Source organism: Micromonospora sp. NPDC127501 (assembly GCF_040302185.1).
Lineage (GTDB): Bacteria > Actinomycetota > Actinomycetes > Mycobacteriales > Micromonosporaceae > Micromonospora.
This window is the reverse complement of record NZ_JBEORJ010000003.1, coordinates 316866-335585: the sequence shown is the minus strand read 5'-3', so window position 1 is coordinate 335585 and position 18720 is coordinate 316866. Positions and strand designations below refer to the sequence as shown.

The following is an 18720-nucleotide window of genomic DNA, read 5'->3' as shown; positions in this document are numbered from 1 at the left end:
CTGTCCGTTTCGCCCAGCTATGGTGCTCTCGTGTGTTTTATGGGTGAGATGGTCTTAACTCGTCGAATGAACGACGGATCCTGCTGGGCACGGGTGGCGCGGTGAGGGGTGCCGGAGTGCTCAGCCCTCCCGCAGCGCCGGCTCGGCGTCCAATTGGGCGCGACGGCGTGGGCGCCGGCTCGGGCTCGGCCGGACCGTGGGCCGCACGAATCTTCCGGTGCTATCCGGTCAGCCTGGTGGTGCTCGCACCGTACGTGCTGTTCATCCTTCCGATGGCTGTGGTGTACGAGAATCCCGACCTCGGATTTCTGATGCGTCTGGTCGGACTGGCACTGGCGGGCAGTCTGCTGGTCGAAACGGCCGCGCTGCCGCTGCGTGGCTCAGCGCTCGGCTGGGCTCGCGGCGTACGGGCGGTGAACGGTCATCCGCGCATCTACGCCGTCGCTCGCTGCGTCGCCGTGGCCAGCATCGTCGCGGATCTGACCGGTGCAGTGGTCGGGCGTGGAACCATCTTCACGCAGGTCTCCGGGGGCCTCCCCGACTCACCACTCGGCAGTCTCACCGCTCTGGTCTCCGGCTGGTCGACGCTTGCCGTCGCTCTGCTGATCGCGTCCACCCTGGGCGGCCGTGCCAGCACGCGGAGGGTTGGTGGCTGGCTGCTCGCGCTGGCGCTGACCCAGGCGCTTCTCGTCGTCATGACAGCCCGTGCCGCGCCCCTGCTCGGGTTCATCTCATTCGTGGCGGCGGCTGGCGCCATCTCCGGAGTCATCCGGGCCCGCTACCTCGCGGTTGCCGCGGTGGTGGTCGCCCTTGCCTGGCCCACCCTATTCGAGTTGCGCAACGACATCCGCCAGAGCGGTGGGGTCAGTGTGTCCGAGCAGGTCACCGCCGAGGACCGCCTCCGGCTGGACCTCCAGATGTCGGCAGTAGCCCACCACCGGGTCCCGGTGGACCTGCCACAGCCCGGTCCGGTGGACTACCTCCGGTACGGGCTGGTGCCCAGGGTGCTCGACACCGACCGACCCACCATCTCCACCGGAGTGGAGATCAATCAGTACCTCGGTAGCAGTGCCACCTCGGCCTACAGCTTCCTGGCCTTGGGCAACGTGTACTTCCTCGACGGACCGTGGGCGGTCATCGCCTACTACGGGCTGTGGTCGGCCCTCATGGTGCTGCTGCTGCGGGTCGGCGGAGCGCCCGGTCCGATGCGCCTTGCCGCGCTCTGCTTCACGCTCGCCGGCCCTCTGCTGTGGTCCAGCACCTACCCCGATTCGATGATCGCCGTCATTCAGCACGCGGTTTCGGCGGTACCAGTGTTCGTGCTGCTTCGTTTGACGGACAGGAGCAGCATCGGTTCAGAAGGGAAGCAGCATGCAGGCAGACGCCATCAGGCAGGAACTGCGGAGATTGGCCACGCGCTACCCGCCGGAGTGGCGGGCAGCACTCGAGCATGAGGTGGAGCGGCAGACGTTCCATATCGGGCTGGTGTCCGGGCTCGTGCCCGCCGGGGCGGTTGCCGACATCGGAGGCGGGACAGGGCTCTTCTCGGTCGGGTGCGCCGCAGCGGGGATGTCCGTCACCCTGATCGACGACTTCGCCGACCCCGGGAATGAAACCCGTACCGACGAGTTGCTCGACCTGCATCGCGGTGTCGGCGTCAAGATCGAGGTCCGCGACGTCGTCCGGGATGGACTGGGCCTGGCGCCCGGCTCGATGGACGTCATCACCACCTTCGACAGCATGGAGCACTGGCACAGCTCACCGAAGCGTCTGTTCGCTGAGGTGACGACGGCGCTGCGCCCCGGCGGATGGTTCCTGCTCGGCGTACCCAACTGCGTCAACCTCCGCAAACGTGTGACCGTCCCGTTGGGGCGTGGCAAGTGGTCGTCCATGGCCGACTGGTATGAGCGCCCGCACTTTCGCGGCCACGTGCGGGAACCCGACGTCGACGACCTGCGGTACATAGCTCGGGACATGAGGCTGACGAGCGTGCGGATCATCGGTCGCAACTGGCTGGGCCGCGGCCACGCCCATCCGCTCGTCCGGACGTTGACCCCAGTGGTGGACCGGGTGCTTCGTAGCCGACCCACTCTCTGTTCGGACATCTACCTGCTCGGACGCAGGCCCCTCGACCCCTGAGCGTCGGCCCGTGCGATCCCCCATCAACCCTGACATCGACTGAGAGGTGTAGGCCAAGTGGACCGTTCCTGGCTTGGTCGAGCAGTCCTGCGTGCCCGTCACCAAGCGCTGGCGCGGAAGGTCGCCCTGTACGACGAGGCACGGGACCGGACGCGGATCGAACGGCACCAGGTACGACGCTTCAACGAGGTGTGGACGTACTGCATCGCCGAGGTGCCGTTCTACCGGTCGTGGCGCCGCGAGCACGGTCTTCCGGATCGGATCGACCAGCTCGGGGACCTGCGTGGTTTCCCGCCGTTGACCAAGGAAGTCCTCATCGCCCGGCAGGACGAGATCTTTCAGAACGGCCGGATCCGCGACGCCTACACCACCGGAGGCAGCACCGGGCAGCCGACGCGATATCCCCGTGGCGCCGATGAAGCCGACGGGCGGTGGGTCGACGCGTACCTCGGCCGGCACTGGGCGGGGGTCCGTCCGACCGATCCGGCGGTGCTGCTGTGGGGGCATTCCCACCTCTTCGGCGCCGGCCTGCCCGGCCAGCTGGCCCAGATAAAGCGAAGGCTCGCTGACCTGGTCGTGAACGTCACCCGACTCAATGCCTACGATCTCAGCGAACCGTCACTGCGCATGCACTACCTGGCGGTGCGCCAGCGTGATCCGGTAGCGCTCACGGGTTACACCTCAGCGGTGTTCAAACTGGCGCGGTACATCGAACGGAACCAACTCGACCTGGGGGAACCGCGGCGGCTGCGGGCGGTGGTCCTCTGTGCCGAGACGGCCAGCGACGCTGACATCGCCATGGTCGAGCGGGTGTTCAAGGTCCCGGCGGTGATTGAGTACGGCTCGGCCGAGACGGGCGTGCTCGCCATGTCCCACCGGAGCACGCGGGACATCAGAGTCATCTGGGACAGCTTCGTCTGTCTTACCGACGGTGACGGTGAACTCAGTGTCACCACCTTGGCGGATCGTCTCTTCCCGCTGGTGCACTACGCAATCGGCGACCGCGTCGAGCCGAGCGACGTGGTGGACGGTAACGCTCTGGCGTTCCGCGCGGTCCTTGGCCGGCAGCAGGACATCGTCCGGGTCGGTTCGGCACGAGGACTCCTCGACCTGTCCGCCATCCTTCCAGTCCACATCCTCAAGTCGTACCCGGGCATCATCGGAGTTCAGTTCCGGCAGGTGCGTCCGGACGCACTGCGTATCCACGTCGAGGCCGACCGGCGACTCGACCTGGCGGACGTCGGCGCCTATTTCGTGCGCGAACTGCGAAAGGACCATCCCGAGCTGATCGCGGACTCGATCAGCTTCGCCCAGATCTCCGATCCCGCCCGGACTCGGGCCGGGAAGCATGCCCTCTTCGTGCCGTGAAGCCGACGGGTGCCTTGGACCGATGTCCGTTTCTGACGAGGGGGAGCGTCGTTTGACAGTGGTGCCGACTACTCGGGTTGCCTTCTCGTCTCCGACGGGAACCACACCGCACCGGTTGCCATCTCCGCAGCGATCCGCGCGCAATTCCGGCGGGAGGGTGATCTGGTTCCTGCGGCACTACCCGATCACCATTCTGGTAGCGGCGCCGTACGCGCTGCTCTTTGTGCCGATGGCCGTGTTCAACGCCAACCCGCAGACCGCCTTCATCCTTCGGCTGCTGAGTGCGGCGCTCATCGGCACGCTACTTGTCGAGACGGCCGCCGGTATGGCTCGTCCTGGACGCCGCTGGCGGCCAGGCATCGCCGCGGTGAACGCGTCCCACTGCCACCAGTATCTGGTGGCTCGGCTGGTCGCCGTGGTCAGCATCGCCGCCTCGATCACGGGGGCCCGTGCCGGTCAGGGGACCATCTTCACCCAGTTGGGCGACGAGGTAGCCGCCTCCCCGGTCGCGCGGGTGGCCGCGCTCTCGGCCGGGTGGTCCTACCTGGCATTTGCGCTGCTGCTTTCCAGCTTCCTCGGTGGCCTTGCCAACCGCACCAGGGTGCTCGGCTGGATCGGCCTCCTGGTCGCCGGACAGATCGCGACGGCGGCGCTGACCGGCATTACATCTCCGCTGTTCGGTTTCCTGTCGTTCGTCGCCGGCGCCGGCGCGATCTGCGGATTGTTCCGGTTGCGGGAGGTGGTGATCCTCGGTGTGGTGCTCCTGCTGGCGTGGCCGACGCTGTTCGCCGTGCGCAACGACATCCGGGTCGATGGCGGGGTTAGCGTGGCCGACGATGTCAGTGCCCAGGACCGGATGCGGCTCGATCTGCAGCTCGCTCACGCGGCCGAGTACGACGTTCCGGTGGACGTCGGGCAGCCCGGCCCAAGCGAATTCGTCCGGTACGGCCTGGTGCCACGGATCCTCGACGCGGACCGGCCGACCATCTCGACCGGAGTCCTGATAAACCAGTACCTCGGCGGCTCGGCGACCTCGTCGTACAGCTTTCTCGCGCTCGGCAACGTGTACTTCCTCGTCGGCTGGCTGGGGGTGCCGGTCTACTTCGCTGGCTGGGCGGCTTTGGCCCTACTCCTGCTCCGGGCACGCGGCGCGCCGGGACCGATCCGGCTCAGCCTCTTCTGCTTCGTGCTGGCTGGCCCGCTGCTCTGGTCCAGCGGTTACCCCGACGCCATGATCGCTTTCCTTCAGCACACGGTCGCCGCACTGCCCGTCTTCGCGCTGCTGTTGCTGTTGAAGAATCGGATGCCGGGTCGACATTCCGTTGACCGGAAGCCGGAGGTCAGGTGGCCGCTTGCCGCGGACCTGCGGACTACGTGGCGGGCCTGACCGAGGGATGACCCGCCCAATCGGTGCGACCGCACACCGACACCATGGGCGGCCGAGCCGCCTCCGTGCCCTCGTCCGGGGGTCTGTCGGCGCGCGTGCCCCGTGGGCAGTCCTGACGACCGCCGTGTCGAGCCTGGGAAATCTGCTCCTGTCGCTGACCGTCGTACGGCTTGCGCCCATCGACGACCTCGGCCGTTTCGCCTTGGCCTTCTCCCTCTACGTACTCGTCACCGGGCTGTCCCGGACGGTGGTCACCGAGGCCGTCCTTGCCGAGGCGGCGGTGCAGCGGGCCAACCGTCCCACGGTTGCGGCGGGCACCCGCCGGGTAGCCGCTGTCGGCGTCGGGTGCGCCGTTCCATTCCTCGCCGGTGGGATCGCCGACCGCTCCAGCTACCTGATCCTTGTCGCCATCGCTCTGCCCGGCCTGTTGCTGCACGACTACGCGAGAAACATCGGCGTGGGCGTGGGACGGCCGCGCCCCCCCTGCCTGCGAGAGGTGATCTGGACTGCGCTGACCGCGCTCGCTGCCCTGCTGGGCCTCACCGGGGTGGTGGGTCCGTCAGGCGTCTTCGGCCTCTGGGCGGGCGCCGGCGCTCTACTCGGCTACGCCACCGCCCTCCTGCACGGTCACAAGATCAGGCCGGGGTGGCTCCTCGACCGCACCGGCAGCCGCGCGGCTGTCAGCTACGGCCTCCAGTTCCTGCTCACCGCCGGATCGGCACAACTCGCCCTGACGGCGTTGGGCGTGACAGTAGGTATGGCCGTCGTGGGCGCGTTGAGCGCGGGACGAACCGTACTCGGCCCGGCGACGCTCCTGGTGGGAAGTGCATCCTCTCTGGTCATTCCTCACCTCGCCCGTGTCCGGATGGCGGCGGGGCCTGCACGACGGCGCGCAGCCGTGCGGGTAACTGTGGTTCTGCTGCTCGCCACCGCGCCGGCCTGCCTGTTCGTCCTGCTGCTGCCCGACCATGTGGGGGAGTCGGTCCTCGGCGACAACTGGCGGCACGCGCAGCCGCTGTTGTGGCTGCTGGCGCTCGAGGTTCTTCTCAGCGGGGTGGCCATGGTGGGGTTCGCGGGGCACCGGGTTCAAGGCGCCGCACGGCGGGCGCTGCTCCTCGGCGGTGTCCTCGGCGTGCTCAGAATCCCGATGGTGGTGGCCGGTGCCGTGGTGTGGGGGGCGGTCGGCGCCGCGGTCGCCCTGGCGCTCATGGGGCTGATCAGTGCCGCGGCGTGGTGGATCAGCTACCTGCAGAAGACCGGTGGCCGGACCGTCGCGGACAGCCAACCGGGCGGTTTGCCGACACCCGATTCGGGCGCCGGTGGAAGTAGGTCCACACTCTCCGCTTCCAGGGTCAGCGGTGGCCGGTGATCCCGGCGAGCCCTGTGCGTACCCGATCCACGATGACCTTGAGGTCCACGTCCGTGAGTTCGGCGTATGTCGGCAGGTTGATCCCCCGCCGAGACAGGTCGGCAGTGACGGGGTGGTCACCGGCGGCGTGCGCGTACGGCGGCAGGTCCGGGATGGGAACGAAGAACGGTCGTGTCTCGACGCCGAGCATGTCCAGCGCTCGGGCGAGTTCGTCGCGTTGGCCGGCCGTACCAGGAGGGCCGACGAGGAACGACGCCATCCATGGTGCTCGTCGCACCCCGGGCACGACCGGCTGAGGGAAGAGCAGTGGCGAGTCGGTCAGCTCGCGCTCGTACGTGGCGACGACCGCGTCACGCCGGCCGATGATCTCGTCGGCGCGTTCGAGCTGGGCGCAGAGTAGCGCCGCAGCCAGGTTCGTGAGCCGATAGTTGAAACCGACGACGGGGAAGAAGTAGCGCCTGTGTGGGTCCATGCCCTGGTTCCGTAGCAGCCGCATCCGCTCGGCCAGCGCCACGTCGGAGGTGGTCACGCAACCGCCCTCACCAGCGGTGATCACCTTGTTGCCGAAGAACGAGAAGGTCGTGGCGTTGCCCAGATCGCCAGTGGGACGGCCGTTCAGGGTAGCGCCGAACGACTCGGCGGCGTCAGCGACCAGGAGCAGTCCGTGCCGCTCGCACAGCGGCCGAAGAGCGGCGTAGTCCGCCGGGTGGCCGTACAGGTCGACGGCGATGACGGCACGGGTACGGGGGCCTATCGAGGCCGCTACCTGTTCCACGTCGATGCACCACGACTGCGGCGACACATCGACGAAGATCGGCCGAGCGCCGCAGTAGGTCACCGCGTTCGCGGTGGCCACGTAGGTGAGAGCCGGAACAATCACCTCGTCGCCGGGACCAATCCCAGCGGCTGCGAGCACGAGATGAAGCGCCACAGTGCCGTTGCCGGTGGCCACGGCGGCCGCCGCACCGCACCTGGCCGCAAACTGTTCCTCGAACTTCTGCAGATATGGGCCCTGCGAGGAGATCCAGCCGCTCCGGTACGCGTCAACCAGGTACCGCTCCTCAAGGTCCGACAGGTAGGGCCGGGCAACCGGATAGCGATCCTGCGTACTCAACGGTTTCCCCCCGATAGCAGCGTCTGGGCGAACGACGACCGAGGCATCGGCCCGGTCCGACCGGACCGCACCCAGTCCAGCACGGCGACGTAGTCGACAGCGGTGTCCCGCCACGTGCGGGCCGCCAGTAGTTCCCCAGCTGCCCGGGACGCGCGTGCGTAGTGCTGCCGCTCCTGTAGCAACCGCCGGACGGCTGCCGCCAGTGCGGCCGGGTCCTGCGCCGCGAAGACGGCTGCATCGGCCCCGGTAAATTCGAGCTGGGCCAACAGAGGCTCCGAATCGGCGCAGGCGACGGGGAGCCCCCAGCTGAACGCCTCCAGCATGGCCCCGCTGGCCGCCTCCCAGAGGGAGGGCACGACCACCGCCGAGGCACGGGCATAGAGCGACGCAAGCTCCTCGGTGCTCACGAAGCCCGGGAAGGAAACCCGCCCTCGCAGGTCGGCGCGGGCGGCGCGAGCGAGCAGCCGGCTGGCCTCAGGTTCCACCAGAGGACCGGGGCACACGACTCGGCACTCCGGAAGCAATGCCATCGCCTCCAGCAGCGTGGCGTGGTTCTTCAGCGGCGCGGTCGACGACGGAAACACCAGCAGACCCGGCTCAGGTTCGGTCGGTGGTAGCTTCCGCGCGGCATGGAAGGCAGGCAGTGGAATCAGCGCGATCTTGTCGCGTGCCTCAGGAAACGCCCGCATCGCCTGCTCGTAGGGGTGCGGCCAGGACACCACCACGGCGGCCGCTGCGGCGACGTTGCGCCGGATGACCTCCGCGAAGCCAGGGGAGCCGAGGCCCGGCTGGAGATGACGCAGGTCGTGTAGCACGATGACCGACGGTTCCGCGTGCACCGGTACGGCCGCGAATGGGTAGACCGTGACGTCAACCCCCGCCGCCGGCGAGCGGTTCCACTGACGGACGAGGTTGACGGTACGACGTAGAGCTACCGACGTCACCGCACTGCGTGGGGCGTGCCGCCGCAGCAGACGGCCGATGCGGTTGTCCGTGCGCAGAGGCGTACGGACCTCGGACCACCCGATCCGTGCCGACGGGACTCGCTGGCGCCACTCGTCGCCGGTGCCATTGAGGACGTGGACGATCAGCTCATGCGGACCATCGGTCAGGCCGTTGAGCAGACCGTATGTGAACGCCTCGATCCCAGCCGAATGTCCCGGCCGCACCGAGGTGGCATCGACGCCGATTCTCACCGGTCAACCCGGACCAGCCGGCCCGTTCGCTCGTCCTCGAGCAACTGCCTGTCGGCGTCCACCATGATCCGCACCAGATCGGTGAAATGGGTCTTGGGGGCCCACCCGAGTTGGCGGCGGGCCTTGCTGTAGTCGCCGATCAGCGCGTCCACCTCGGCGGGGCGAAAGTAGGCCGGGTCCGTGACGACGTACCTGTCGCAGTCCAGTCCGATGTGCGCGAAGGCCGCCTCGACGAACTCACGCACGGTGTGTCCCTCGCCGGTCGCCACCACGAAGTCGCCCGGCTCGTCCTGCTGAAGGGTGAGCCAGACCGCCTCCATGTACTCCGGTGCGTACCCCCAGTCACGGACCGCGTCGAGATTGCCCAGGTAGAGCTTGTCCTGAATTCCGGCCTCGATCCGCGCGACCGCCCGGCTGATCTTCCGGGTCACGAAGTTCTCGCCCCGACGAGGGCTCTCGTGGTTGAACAGGATGCCGTTGGAGCAGTGCATCCCGTAGGACTCCCGGTAGTTCACGGCCGCCCAGTAGGCGAAGACCTTCGCGCAGGCATATGGGCTGCGTGGGTGGAACGGAGTCTCCTCGCGCTGCGGAGGCGGGGTCGATCCGAACATCTCGGAGGAGGACGCCTGATAGAAGCGGCTGCTCACGCCGGCCAGCCGTGCCGCTTCGAGCAGCCGCAGCGCGCCCATCCCGGTGACGTCAGCCGTGTAGCTCGGGATGTCGAAGGAGACTCGCACGTGACTCTGCGCGCCAAGGTTGTAGATCTCGTCGGGCTGAATGTCACGCAGCAGGGCGACCAGCGAACCCGCGTCCGCCAGATCGCTGTAGTGCAGGAAGAGGCGCGCCTCAGGGTTACGTGGGTGAACATCGATCCGGTCGATGCGCTCGGTGTTGAAGCTGGACGAACGGCGCTTCAGTCCGTGCACCGTGTAGCCCTTGTCGAGGAGGAGTTCCGACAAATAGCTGCCGTCCTGCCCGGTGATGCCGGTGATCAGTGCGACTCGACTCATGCCGCGCCTTTCCGAAAGATGAGAATTTTCTTCGATCAGTGCACTGCGGGGCGGTCCGACCGCAGAATCCGTGCGGGAACACCCACCACCACGACGTTCTCAGGAACGTCGCGGACAACCACTGCGCCAGCGCCTACCAGCACGTTTTTTCCGATCGAAATGTTGTCGATGACGGTTGCTCCTGCGGCGATGGTCGCGCCTCGGCCGATGCGGCTGTTGCCGGCTATCCGGCACCCTGGCAGGAGTGTGGCGAAATCACCGATCTCGGTATCGTGACTCACCGTCGCGCCGGTACCGACATGCACGTGTCGACCGAGTCGGACGTCGGTGGTCAGGATCGCGCCGGGCCACAGGATGCTGCCATCACCCAGCGAGCACCGCGCCCCGACGGTCGCTGCCGGAGAGACCAACGACCCGGCGCGGCGGCCGTTGCGGCCGGCCCGTCTGTCGATCCGCGCCCGTACCGAACCGTCGCCAACGCCGATGAGGTAACGCACCGAGGGGTCGGCGCTGTCGAGCCAGTCGTCCTCGCCGAGCCAGGGGGCCGGCAGACGCGCCGCCGCCGTGGCCAGGGGTGGCCCCAGGCAACCCAGCAGTGGGTAGCCTGCCGACTCCCCGATCCAGGCAATTTCCCGGGCGTGCCCCGACGTGCCCAGTACGACCAACGCCGGCCCGACGGACGTCGGCCGATCGGGGGCGGGAACGCGAGCGGCCTCGACGGTGGTCATGGCACGGTTATACCGGTGGCGCGATAACGCCACCGCGTCTTTCACGTTTGGCGTGGCAGAGACGAATCTCTCAGCGGGTAAAACTCGCGAAATCGGTAACCGCGGGGGCGGGCGATCGTTTGCAGAATCGTTCACCGATGCGCTGGACGTGGGAGGTTCCTGGTGCGAGAGAACCGCCTGATTCCCCGTCCGACCCAGGGTGGTCGGGCGATTCTCCCGGAACCGGCACTGTTCCGTGTCCTGGTGACCTCCACCTTCTTTGAGCCCGGTTTTCGGGGTGGTGGCCCGGTCCGGTCCGTGGCCCATATTCTCGACGCCGCCTCGCCAGGGGTGGCCCCGATTCTGGTTACCCGAGATCGCGACATGGGCGCGACCGAGGCGTACCCGGGTTTGTCTGGTCAGTGGGTGGATCGCGGCCGGGCCAGGATCTTCTACCTCCCGAGGAGGCAGCCCCGGCAGTGGTACCGCCTATGGCGAGAGTTGCGGGCGACGCGTTTTGACCTGCTCTACGTCAACAGCCTGTGGGCGCCGATGTCGCTGGTACCGGTCCTCGCCACCCGACTTGGCCTTCTGCGGACGGAACGGGTGATGGTCGCTCCGCGGGGTGAATGCTCGCCCGGCGCGCTGTCCTTGAAGGCCGGCCGTAAGCGCCTGTTCGTCAAGGGCTGGAGACGGGTACTCCGCAGCCTCTCCGTCGAGTTTCACGCCTCGACGGAGAGGGAAGCCGCGGACATCCGCATGATTTTCCCCTGGGCGACGGTCCGGATCAACGCGAACCAGACGGCGCTGCCGCCCGAGCCGGCCCCGGTGCCTGCTCTCTCCTCCGCCACACCGGGACCGCTGCGGCTGGTGTTCGTGGGACGGATCGCCGCGATGAAGAACCTTGCCCTCGCGGTGGAGGCCCTGACGTTGGTACGGCAACCGGTGGTGCTGGACGTGTACGGCCCGATAGAGGACGCGGCCTACTGGCGCCGTTGCGAGGCGCTGTTGGCCGCGCTCCCGCCCAATGTCCGGGCGGAATACCACGGGAGCGTCGCACCGTCGGCCGTGGTGGGCGTGTTCGCGGACCACGACGCGTTGGTCCTGCCGACCCTCGGGGAGAACTTCGGCCACGTCATCGCGGAGAGCCTCGCGGGCTCCTGCCCGGTGCTCTGCTCCGACCGGACACCGTGGAACTCCGTTCTGCGTGATGGGGGAGGGGCGGTGATCCCGGAGTTCACGGCCAGCGCCTGGGCGGCGGAGATCGAGCGGTGGGCCGGCCTCACTCCCGAACAGCGACGCACCGCCAGGATCGCGGCGGCTGACGCCTACCGGTCGTGGCGCGCCGACTCGTCCAGGGTGACCATCCTGGACCTGATGAGCGAACTCGCACATCAGCGATGACAGAGCTCTGGCAAGACATCCGATTTATCCCAACTCGACGTGTCTGGCCGATCCTTCGCTCGTTGCTCGACGTGTGAGCGTCCGACTGTCTCCGGGCGCGCGCGATTCTGACCGACGAAGAGGAGCTTCCGTGACCAACCCAGTAGCCGGACGCCGCGTGCTCATCACCGGCGGTACGGGTTCCTTCGGCCAGACCATGGTTCGTCGGCTCCTCGCCCGCGGCGTCGGCGAGGTGCGGGTGCTCAGCCGGGACGAGGCCAAGCAGGACGCGATGCGTCGGCTGCTCGGCGACGAGCGGGTCCGCTACCACGTCGGGGACATCCGGGACTACGACTCGGTGCTCAAGGCCAGCCGGGGTATCGACTACATCTTCCACGCGGCCGCGCTCAAGCAGGTGCCGTCGTGTGAGTTCTTCCCACTTGAGGCGGTACGGACGAACGTGCTGGGCAGCAGCAATGTCGTCGAGGCCGCCGAGCGTAACGGTGTCGGCTCGGTGGTGGTCCTCAGCACCGACAAGGCCGTCTACCCGGTGAACGCGATGGGCATGAGCAAGGCGATGATGGAGAAGGTCGTCCAGGCGCACGCCCGGAACAACCCGAACAGCGCCACCACGGTCTCCTGCGTGCGGTACGGCAATGTCATGTACTCGCGTGGTTCGGTGATCCCGCTCTTCATCGAGCAGATCAAGGCAGGCCGGGCGCCCACCGTGACCGACCCGGGAATGACCCGGTTCGTCATGTCGTTGGCCGACTCCGTCGAGCTTGTCGAGCATGCGTTCCAGCACGCCCGGACCGGTGACATCTTCATTCGGAAGGCCGCGGCCTGCACCGTCGGCGACCTGGCCGAGGCGGTGTGTCAGCTCTTCGACGTGCCCGCCAAGCTCGACGTGATCGGCGTACGGCACGGCGAGAAGCAGGCCGAGACGCTGGCCAGTCGGGAGGAACTCGTTCAAGCCGAGGACTTCGGGGACTTTCTCCGGGTGCCGCTGGACGGTCGCGACCTCAACTACGCGCTCTACGTCTCCGAGGGAGAAGTCGGCGACGGGCTGACCGAGGACTTCAACTCGTCGAACGCGCCGCAGCTCGGCGTACCCGAGATTGTCGAGTTGCTGAAGACGCTGCCCGAGGTGCGGGCGGAGCTGGCCCTGCGGGACCCGGTGTTGGCGTGCTGAGGCTCGCCGTCACGGGTGGCGGCGGCTTTCTCGGCTGGCACGTCCGGGTACTGCTACGCGTGCTCGGCTGGCCGGAGCCGACCGTGCTCAGCCGCGCCGATCTGGTCGACCCCGGCGTGACCGCGGCGAAGATCGCCGGCCACGACTGTCTGCTGCACCTGGCCGGCGTCAACCGTGGAGAGCCGGCCGAGGTCGCCGCCGGCAACATCCAGCTCGCCACCCAGCTCGCCGATGGCCTCAAGCACTGCGCGGACCCGCCGGCGCGGGTCGTCTACGCCAATTCGGTGCAGTCCGGCAACGGCACACCGTACGGCGATGCCAAGGCCGCTGCCGCCCGGGTGCTGGCGGACACCGGCGTCGACCTCGACGACGTGTTGCTGCCGAACCTGTACGGCGAGCACGGCCGGCCCTACTACAACTCGGCGGTGGCGACCTTCTGCCGACTGCTCGCCGAGGGTGGGTGGCCCGAGGTGCACGCCGATCGCGAGCTGAGCCTGGTGCACGTCACCGACGCCGCGGCGCGTCTCATCGGGGCGCCAGACGGTGGATCGTGGGATCCGGCCATGCCGGCGCTGCGCGTCGGCGTCCAGGCTCTCGCGGACCGGCTCACCGGGATGGCCGCGACGTACCGGACCGGGGAGATCCCGTCCCTGCTGAACCGGCACGACGTACGGCTGTTCAACACGTACCGGTCGCACTGCTTCCCGGCGCACTACCCGATCACACTGCCCCGGCGGGCCGATGCCCGTGGCGAACTGGTCGAGACGGTGAAGGCGCACGGCGGGGCGGGGCAGACGTTCTGCTCCACCACCCGTCCGGGGATCACCCGGGGAGAACACTTCCACCTGGCGAAGGTGGAACGGTTCGTGGTGCTGCGCGGCTCGGCCGAGATCAGCCTGCGCCGGGTCGGCGACTCCGAGGTGCTGCGGTTTCCGGTGAGCGGCGCCGAGCCAGCCCTCATCGACATGCCCACCATGTGGGCGCACAAGCTGGTGAACACCGGTGCGGACGAACTGGTGACGATGTTCTGGACCAACGAGCTCTTCGACCCGGACCGGCCGGACACCTGGGCCGAGACGGTGGAGCCGGCCGGGCCGGCGCCACTGACGGTCAGCGCGTGAGGTCGACCGCTCACGTGACAGCAGAGAGAGGACGGGCATGACCCGGATCATGACGGTGGTCGGCACCCGACCCGAGATCATCAGGCTCTCCCGGGTGATCGCTCGACTCGACGACACGGTGGATCACACGCTGGTGCACACCGGGCAGAACTGGGACAGCGCCCTGTCCGACGTGTTCTTCAAGGAGTTGCGCCTGCGGGAGCCGGATCGGTTCCTCCGCGTCGACACCTCATCACTGGGCCGGGTCCTCGGCGGGGTGCTTGTCGGCATGGAGGCGGCGATCGCCGAGGTGCGGCCGGACGCGCTGCTGGTGCTCGGTGACACCAACAGCTGCATCGCCGCACTGATGGCCCGCCGGATGCGGGTGCCGGTCTACCACATGGAGGCCGGCAACCGGTGCTTCGACCTGAACGTGCCGGAGGAGACCAACCGGCGGCTGGTCGACCATGTGGCCGACTTCAACCTCGTCTACACCGAACACGCCCGGCGCAACCTGCTCGCCGAGGGGCTGCACCCGCGCCGGATCCTGCACACCGGCTCGCCGATGCGGGAGGTGTTGGAGCACTACCGGACGCCGATCGCCAGCTCGACCATCCTGAGTCAACTGGAACTCGCCCAGGGCCGCTACTTCCTCGTCAGCGCGCACCGGGAGGAGAACGTGGATCGCCCCGACCGGCTCCAGCGGCTGCTGGACTGCCTGGTGGCGGTTCGCGACCGGTGGGGCTTCCCGGTGCTGGTCTCCACCCACCCGCGCACCCGTAAGCGGCTGGAGGAGCTGGCCCCGGACGCCACCGGACTCGACGGCATCGCCTTCCACGACCCGTTCGGGCTGCTCGACTACGTACATCTCCAGACCAGGGCCTACTGCACCCTCTCGGACAGCGGCACGATCAGCGAGGAGGCCGCCATCCTCGGCTTCCCCGCGGTGACGCTGCGCGAGTCGATCGAACGCCCCGAGGCGCTCGACGCTGGCGGCATCATCATGACCGGCCTGGACCCGCAGGGCGTGGTCGAGGCCGTCGAGGTGACGGTGGCGCAGGTCGCCGCGGAGGGGGTGCCCTGCCCGGTCGACTACCAGGTGCCCGACACCTCCCGGCGAGTGGTCGACTTCATCCTCTCCACCGTGCGCCGACACCACGACTGGGCGGGCATCCGCCGCTGACCAGCAGCACCGACACCAGGGCTGGCAACCACGAACCTGTGGTCGCCAGCCCTGGTGTCGGTACGCCTGCTCCCGGCCCGCGCGCACGGGGTGCGGTGACCGCGGGGCACCCTTCAGCCAACGGAACGGGGTGACGCCGCCGCGGCGTCACCCCGTGCACCGCCGTCGTTGCGGCGGGGTCGGTCAGTGCGACTGCAGGGGTACGCCCAGCGGACCCTTCGCCATCGGACCGACCGGCTGGGCGCAGAGCAGCGCGAGATGCTCGACGATCTTCGCCGTGTCGTCGTACGGGTCGAGCCCGCTGACCTCGATCGGGTCGAGCGCCGGGACGGCCACGTGCGACACCAGCGGATGGAACGGCCGGGTGTCCACCTCACCGGTGCCGAGGAGGTCTTCGTGCAGCTTCTCGCCGGGGCGAAGGCCGGTGTAGACGATCGGAACGGAACTGGACGCCTGGTCGGCCATCTGTCGCGCCAGGTCGGTGATACGGACCGGCTCACCCATGTCGAGCACCAGTGCCTCGCCGTCCTGCCCGATCTCGGCGGCCTGGAGCACCAGGTGGACGGCCTCCTGGACGGTCATCAGGTAGCGGGTGACGTCGGGGTGGGTGACGGTCAGCGGCCTTCCGTCCTCGATCTGCCGTTGGAACGCGGTCACCACCGAGCCGCGGCTGCTCAGCACATTGCCGAACCGGACGCTGAGGAAGGTCCCCGGGAACCGGGACGCGGCGTGTGCGGTCAGTCGCTCGGTGATCCGTTTCGAGTAGCCGAGGACGCTGATCGGGTTGGCCGCCTTGTCGGTGGAGATGTTGACGAACTTCGCCACATCCTGGCAGGCGTCCAGCACCGACAGGGTGCCCCAGACGTTCGTCTTGACCGCCTCGCCCGGGTGCCGTTGCAGCAGGGTCAGGTGCTTGAGCGCCGCCGCGTGGAAGATGATCTCCGGTCGGCGCTCCCGGATGATCCGCCGAATGCCCTCGTCGTCCCGCAGGTCGGCGAGGATCAGCTCGGGGCCGTCCAACATGGCCCGACCGACGAGCGACATCTGGAGGCTGTGCAGTGCCGACTCGTCCCGGTCCAGCATCATCAGCTCACCCGGGTTGGCCTTCATCACCTGACGGCAGAGTTCGGAACCGATGGACCCGCCGGCGCCGGTGACGAGGATCCGCCGCCCGGTCAGGCTGTTGGTGCTCAGCGGCAGGTCACCGACCACCTGACGGCGGCCGAGCAGGTCGTCGATCTGCACGTCCCGGACGTCGGTGACGGTGATCCGGTGGTCGACCAGGTCCCGCACCGGGGGCAGCACCTTGAACACGGCGCCGGCATCAAGGGTGGCTCCGCGGATCTGGCGGATCAGCGCGGCGTCCGCGTTGGCGACCGAGAAGATGACGGCGGTGGCACCGGTTCGCCGGACCGAGGTGGCGACATCGTTCCGTCCACCCAGCACGCGGACCCGGCCGATGCGCAGGTCGCGCTTGTCCGGGTCGTCGTCCAGCGCGCCGACCGGTAGGTACCGACCGCGCGGGTCGCTGAGCATGGCCCGGAGCAGCCCCTGGCCGGCATCTCCCATTCCGAACAGCAGCACCGGCGTCGACGACCGGACATCCGGCCGCATGGCGAGGTCGCGGCGGTGCCGGTACGCGAACCGGGCGCCGAGCATGAACAGCAGGGCGAGCGCGCCGCCGACCAGAGGGGTGCTTGCCGGAACCGGTCGCTCGCCGGACGGCAGCAGGCCGAGCAGCACGATCCCAGCCGTGGTGATGGTGGTGCCGGCGAGGCCCTGGACCTCCTGCAGGCTGCCGAGCGGGTGTCGTCCGGAGTAGAGCCGGCGCAACGCCGCCACTGCCACGTGTATGACCGCCGCGGCCGTTCCGACCGCTGCGGCTCGGCCGAATTGGCCGGGAGGAAGCTGAAACTCGGACCGGGTCCAAGCGGCCGCGACTGAGCCGCCGACCCAGGCGGTGGTGTCGGCTGCGAGAAATCCGATGGCCCGGCGGCGAGCCCTGGCTCGTCGCGTCCGCTGGTCCAGCCGCTCCGTGTGCTCCGTGTCCTGGGGCATGTACTGGCTCCCTGTCCCGTCTTCCGACTACTTCCGCCGCCCGGCAGAAGGAGCTTTGCGCTCCTTGTCCTTGTTACAGGGCGAAGCGGCGCTGTTGGCCGTTTTCGGGTTATCTGAGCCGAAGGTCCGGCTATCCTGTTGGCCGCCCAGTGAGCCTGGCCGCTGTCACGGTCAGAGCCGCCGCCGTCCGGTTTCGTCCACCGGTGCCGCCGGGTGAGCTGCCGGGTTCGGCGGCGCCGTCGGCGCGGTGGTCACCGATCGGCCGGGACGTGGTTCCGAACCGCCTTCTCCAGGTGCCTGGCGAGGGCAACGCTGCCGACCCGTTCCGAGAGTCGTTCCAGGTAGAACTGCCGGCCGCTGCGGCCCAGCTCTTCACGTTTCTCGGCGCCCAACTCGTACATCCGACGGATCGCGTCGGCCAGGGCGTAAGGGTCGCCGGGGGGAGCGACGAATCCGGCGCCGGACTCGTCGACGAGCCGGGCCGCGTCACCCGCCAGGGCGGCGACGATGGGACGGCCGCACGCGAGGGTGCTCTGCACCTTGCTGGGCATGATCGAGCGGAGGAAGGGCTGGTCGCGCAAGGAGATCAACTGGACATCCCCCAGTGGCATCAGCTCGACCATCCGCTCGATCGGCTGCTGGCCGAGGAAGACCACCCGGCCGGGTGCGTACCGTGCGGCCGATTCGCGTAGCCGCCGCTCTTCCACGCCGCTGCCCGCGAACACGAGCGTCAGGTCCGGGATGTCGGCGAGGTATTCCAGTGCGTCGACGGCGACATCGAGCCCTTGGAGGTTCCCCATGCTCCCCGCGTACATGACGACGAAGCCCTCCAGCCCGAGGGAGGCCGCCATCTGCGGATCTGGTGTTCTCGGCCGGAAGACCCGCTCGTCGACCCAGTTGTAGACGACCGACAGTTTGTCTCGCGGGACTCCGCGGCTGTTCAGGATGTCGGCCATGCCCGGCGCGATGACGGCCACCGACGATGCGTTTCGATGCGCCGAGTCGCAGAACCGTGCGAGCAACCGGATTATCAGGTCGGTGCGACGGCCAGGGCGGACGTAGTCGCTCTCCGCCAGGGTGTCCGGCCAGAGATCCTCCATGAGGATCACGTACGGGCGTCCGTGCAGCCAACGGGCCATCATCGCGGGCAGCGCCACAGTCGCCGGCGAGGAGTAGACCAGCCACACGTCGACCTTGCGGAGCAGGTCCAACCGGGCCGCCGCCGAGGCCGCGAAGCTGAGATAGTTGGCAGCCCGTCGGACTGCTGACCGGTCGTGGCTGGGCACCAGCGGCACCCGGTGCACCGAGACTCCGTTCATTTTCTCGAACCGGTACGGACGGATCCGGTACCCCGGAGACAGTCGGCCGGACGGATAGTTCGGGAAGCCGGTAAGCACGTGCACCTCGTGCCCAAGTGCGACGAGCGACCGACTGATGATCCCCGGCACAACGGCAGAGCCACCCTCCGGGTCGTACCACTGCGTGATGATCCCGATTCTCACCGCGGTGTCACC

At 68.5% G+C, this 18720-nt stretch carries 15 protein-coding genes; 9 read left to right on the top strand and 6 right to left on the bottom strand.

Features of this window, described 5'->3' with window-relative positions:
• The first annotated feature begins 236 nt into the window (after window positions 1–236).
• From ABTW72_RS08925 to ABTW72_RS08905, 5 genes are all read left to right on the top strand, one after another.
• On the top strand, window positions 237–1454 hold the full coding sequence (locus tag ABTW72_RS08925) for a hypothetical protein (RefSeq protein ID WP_350856132.1): 1218 nt from the start codon (window positions 237–239) through the stop codon (window positions 1452–1454).
• Complete coding sequence (locus tag ABTW72_RS08920) at window positions 1372–2139, top strand: class I SAM-dependent methyltransferase (RefSeq protein WP_350856129.1); 768 nt, start codon at window positions 1372–1374, stop codon at window positions 2137–2139. Before ABTW72_RS08925 ends, ABTW72_RS08920 begins: the two co-directional genes overlap by 83 nt.
• A gap of 213 nt (window positions 2140–2352) precedes the next feature.
• Window positions 2353–3507, top strand: a complete 1155-nt coding sequence (locus ABTW72_RS08915; protein WP_350856126.1) for a phenylacetate--CoA ligase family protein — start codon at window positions 2353–2355, stop codon at window positions 3505–3507.
• 22 nt (window positions 3508–3529) lie between these two features.
• Window positions 3530–4894, top strand: a complete 1365-nt coding sequence (locus ABTW72_RS08910) for a hypothetical protein (RefSeq protein ID WP_350856123.1) — start codon at window positions 3530–3532, stop codon at window positions 4892–4894.
• Between the two features lie 124 nt (window positions 4895–5018).
• A complete protein-coding gene (locus tag ABTW72_RS08905) occupies window positions 5019–6263 on the top strand; it encodes an MATE family efflux transporter (RefSeq protein ID WP_350856120.1) in 1245 nt (414 codons plus the stop codon).
• On the opposite strand, the gene ABTW72_RS08900 is transcribed toward ABTW72_RS08905, so the two are convergent.
• The 4 genes from ABTW72_RS08900 to ABTW72_RS08885 are packed head-to-tail and all read right to left on the bottom strand — an operon-like array spanning window position 6247 to window position 10311.
• Window positions 6247–7377: a DegT/DnrJ/EryC1/StrS family aminotransferase gene (locus ABTW72_RS08900; protein ID WP_350856117.1), complete on the bottom strand. Its 1131-nt coding sequence runs from the start codon at window positions 7375–7377 to the stop codon at window positions 6247–6249. The genes ABTW72_RS08905 and ABTW72_RS08900 overlap by 17 nt on opposite strands.
• The gene (locus tag ABTW72_RS08895; protein ID WP_350856114.1) at window positions 7374–8573 is read right to left on the bottom strand and encodes a glycosyltransferase; all 1200 of its coding nucleotides are present in this window, start codon (window positions 8571–8573) and stop codon (window positions 7374–7376) included. The genes ABTW72_RS08900 and ABTW72_RS08895 overlap by 4 nt, the downstream gene beginning before the upstream one ends.
• The gene (gmd, locus tag ABTW72_RS08890) at window positions 8570–9583 is read right to left on the bottom strand and encodes a GDP-mannose 4,6-dehydratase (RefSeq protein WP_350856111.1); all 1014 of its coding nucleotides are present in this window, start codon (window positions 9581–9583) and stop codon (window positions 8570–8572) included. Before gmd ends, ABTW72_RS08895 begins: the two co-directional genes overlap by 4 nt.
• 35 nt (window positions 9584–9618) lie before the next feature.
• A complete protein-coding gene (locus tag ABTW72_RS08885; protein ID WP_350856108.1) occupies window positions 9619–10311 on the bottom strand; it encodes a NeuD/PglB/VioB family sugar acetyltransferase in 693 nt (230 codons plus the stop codon).
• A gap of 243 nt (window positions 10312–10554) precedes the next feature.
• Between ABTW72_RS08885 and ABTW72_RS08880 the strand changes: the two genes are divergently transcribed.
• From ABTW72_RS08880 to wecB, 4 genes are all read left to right on the top strand, one after another.
• Window positions 10555–11694: a glycosyltransferase family 4 protein gene (locus tag ABTW72_RS08880; protein WP_350856105.1), complete on the top strand. Its 1140-nt coding sequence runs from the start codon at window positions 10555–10557 to the stop codon at window positions 11692–11694.
• Window positions 11695–11824: 130 nt separating this feature from the next.
• A complete protein-coding gene (locus tag ABTW72_RS08875) occupies window positions 11825–12865 on the top strand; it encodes an SDR family NAD(P)-dependent oxidoreductase (protein WP_350856103.1) in 1041 nt (346 codons plus the stop codon).
• Window positions 12859–13986, top strand: a complete 1128-nt coding sequence (locus tag ABTW72_RS08870; RefSeq protein WP_350856100.1) for a polysaccharide biosynthesis C-terminal domain-containing protein — start codon at window positions 12859–12861, stop codon at window positions 13984–13986. Before ABTW72_RS08875 ends, ABTW72_RS08870 begins: the two co-directional genes overlap by 7 nt.
• A gap of 37 nt (window positions 13987–14023) precedes the next feature.
• Complete coding sequence (gene wecB / locus ABTW72_RS08865; protein WP_350856097.1) at window positions 14024–15148, top strand: non-hydrolyzing UDP-N-acetylglucosamine 2-epimerase; 1125 nt, start codon at window positions 14024–14026, stop codon at window positions 15146–15148.
• Window positions 15149–15331: 183 nt separating this feature from the next.
• Here wecB and ABTW72_RS08860 read toward each other — a convergent pair whose 3' ends face one another.
• Window positions 15332–16996 carry a polysaccharide biosynthesis protein gene (locus ABTW72_RS08860; protein ID WP_502892175.1) on the bottom strand — a complete coding sequence of 555 codons (1665 nt, stop codon included), beginning with the start codon at window positions 16994–16996 and terminating at the stop codon, window positions 15332–15334.
• Window positions 16997–17457: 461 nt separating this feature from the next.
• Entirely contained in the window at window positions 17458–18708 is a 1251-nt protein-coding gene (locus ABTW72_RS08855; RefSeq protein WP_350856091.1) for a glycosyltransferase family 4 protein, read from the bottom strand.
• Window positions 18709–18720 lie beyond the last annotated feature (12 nt).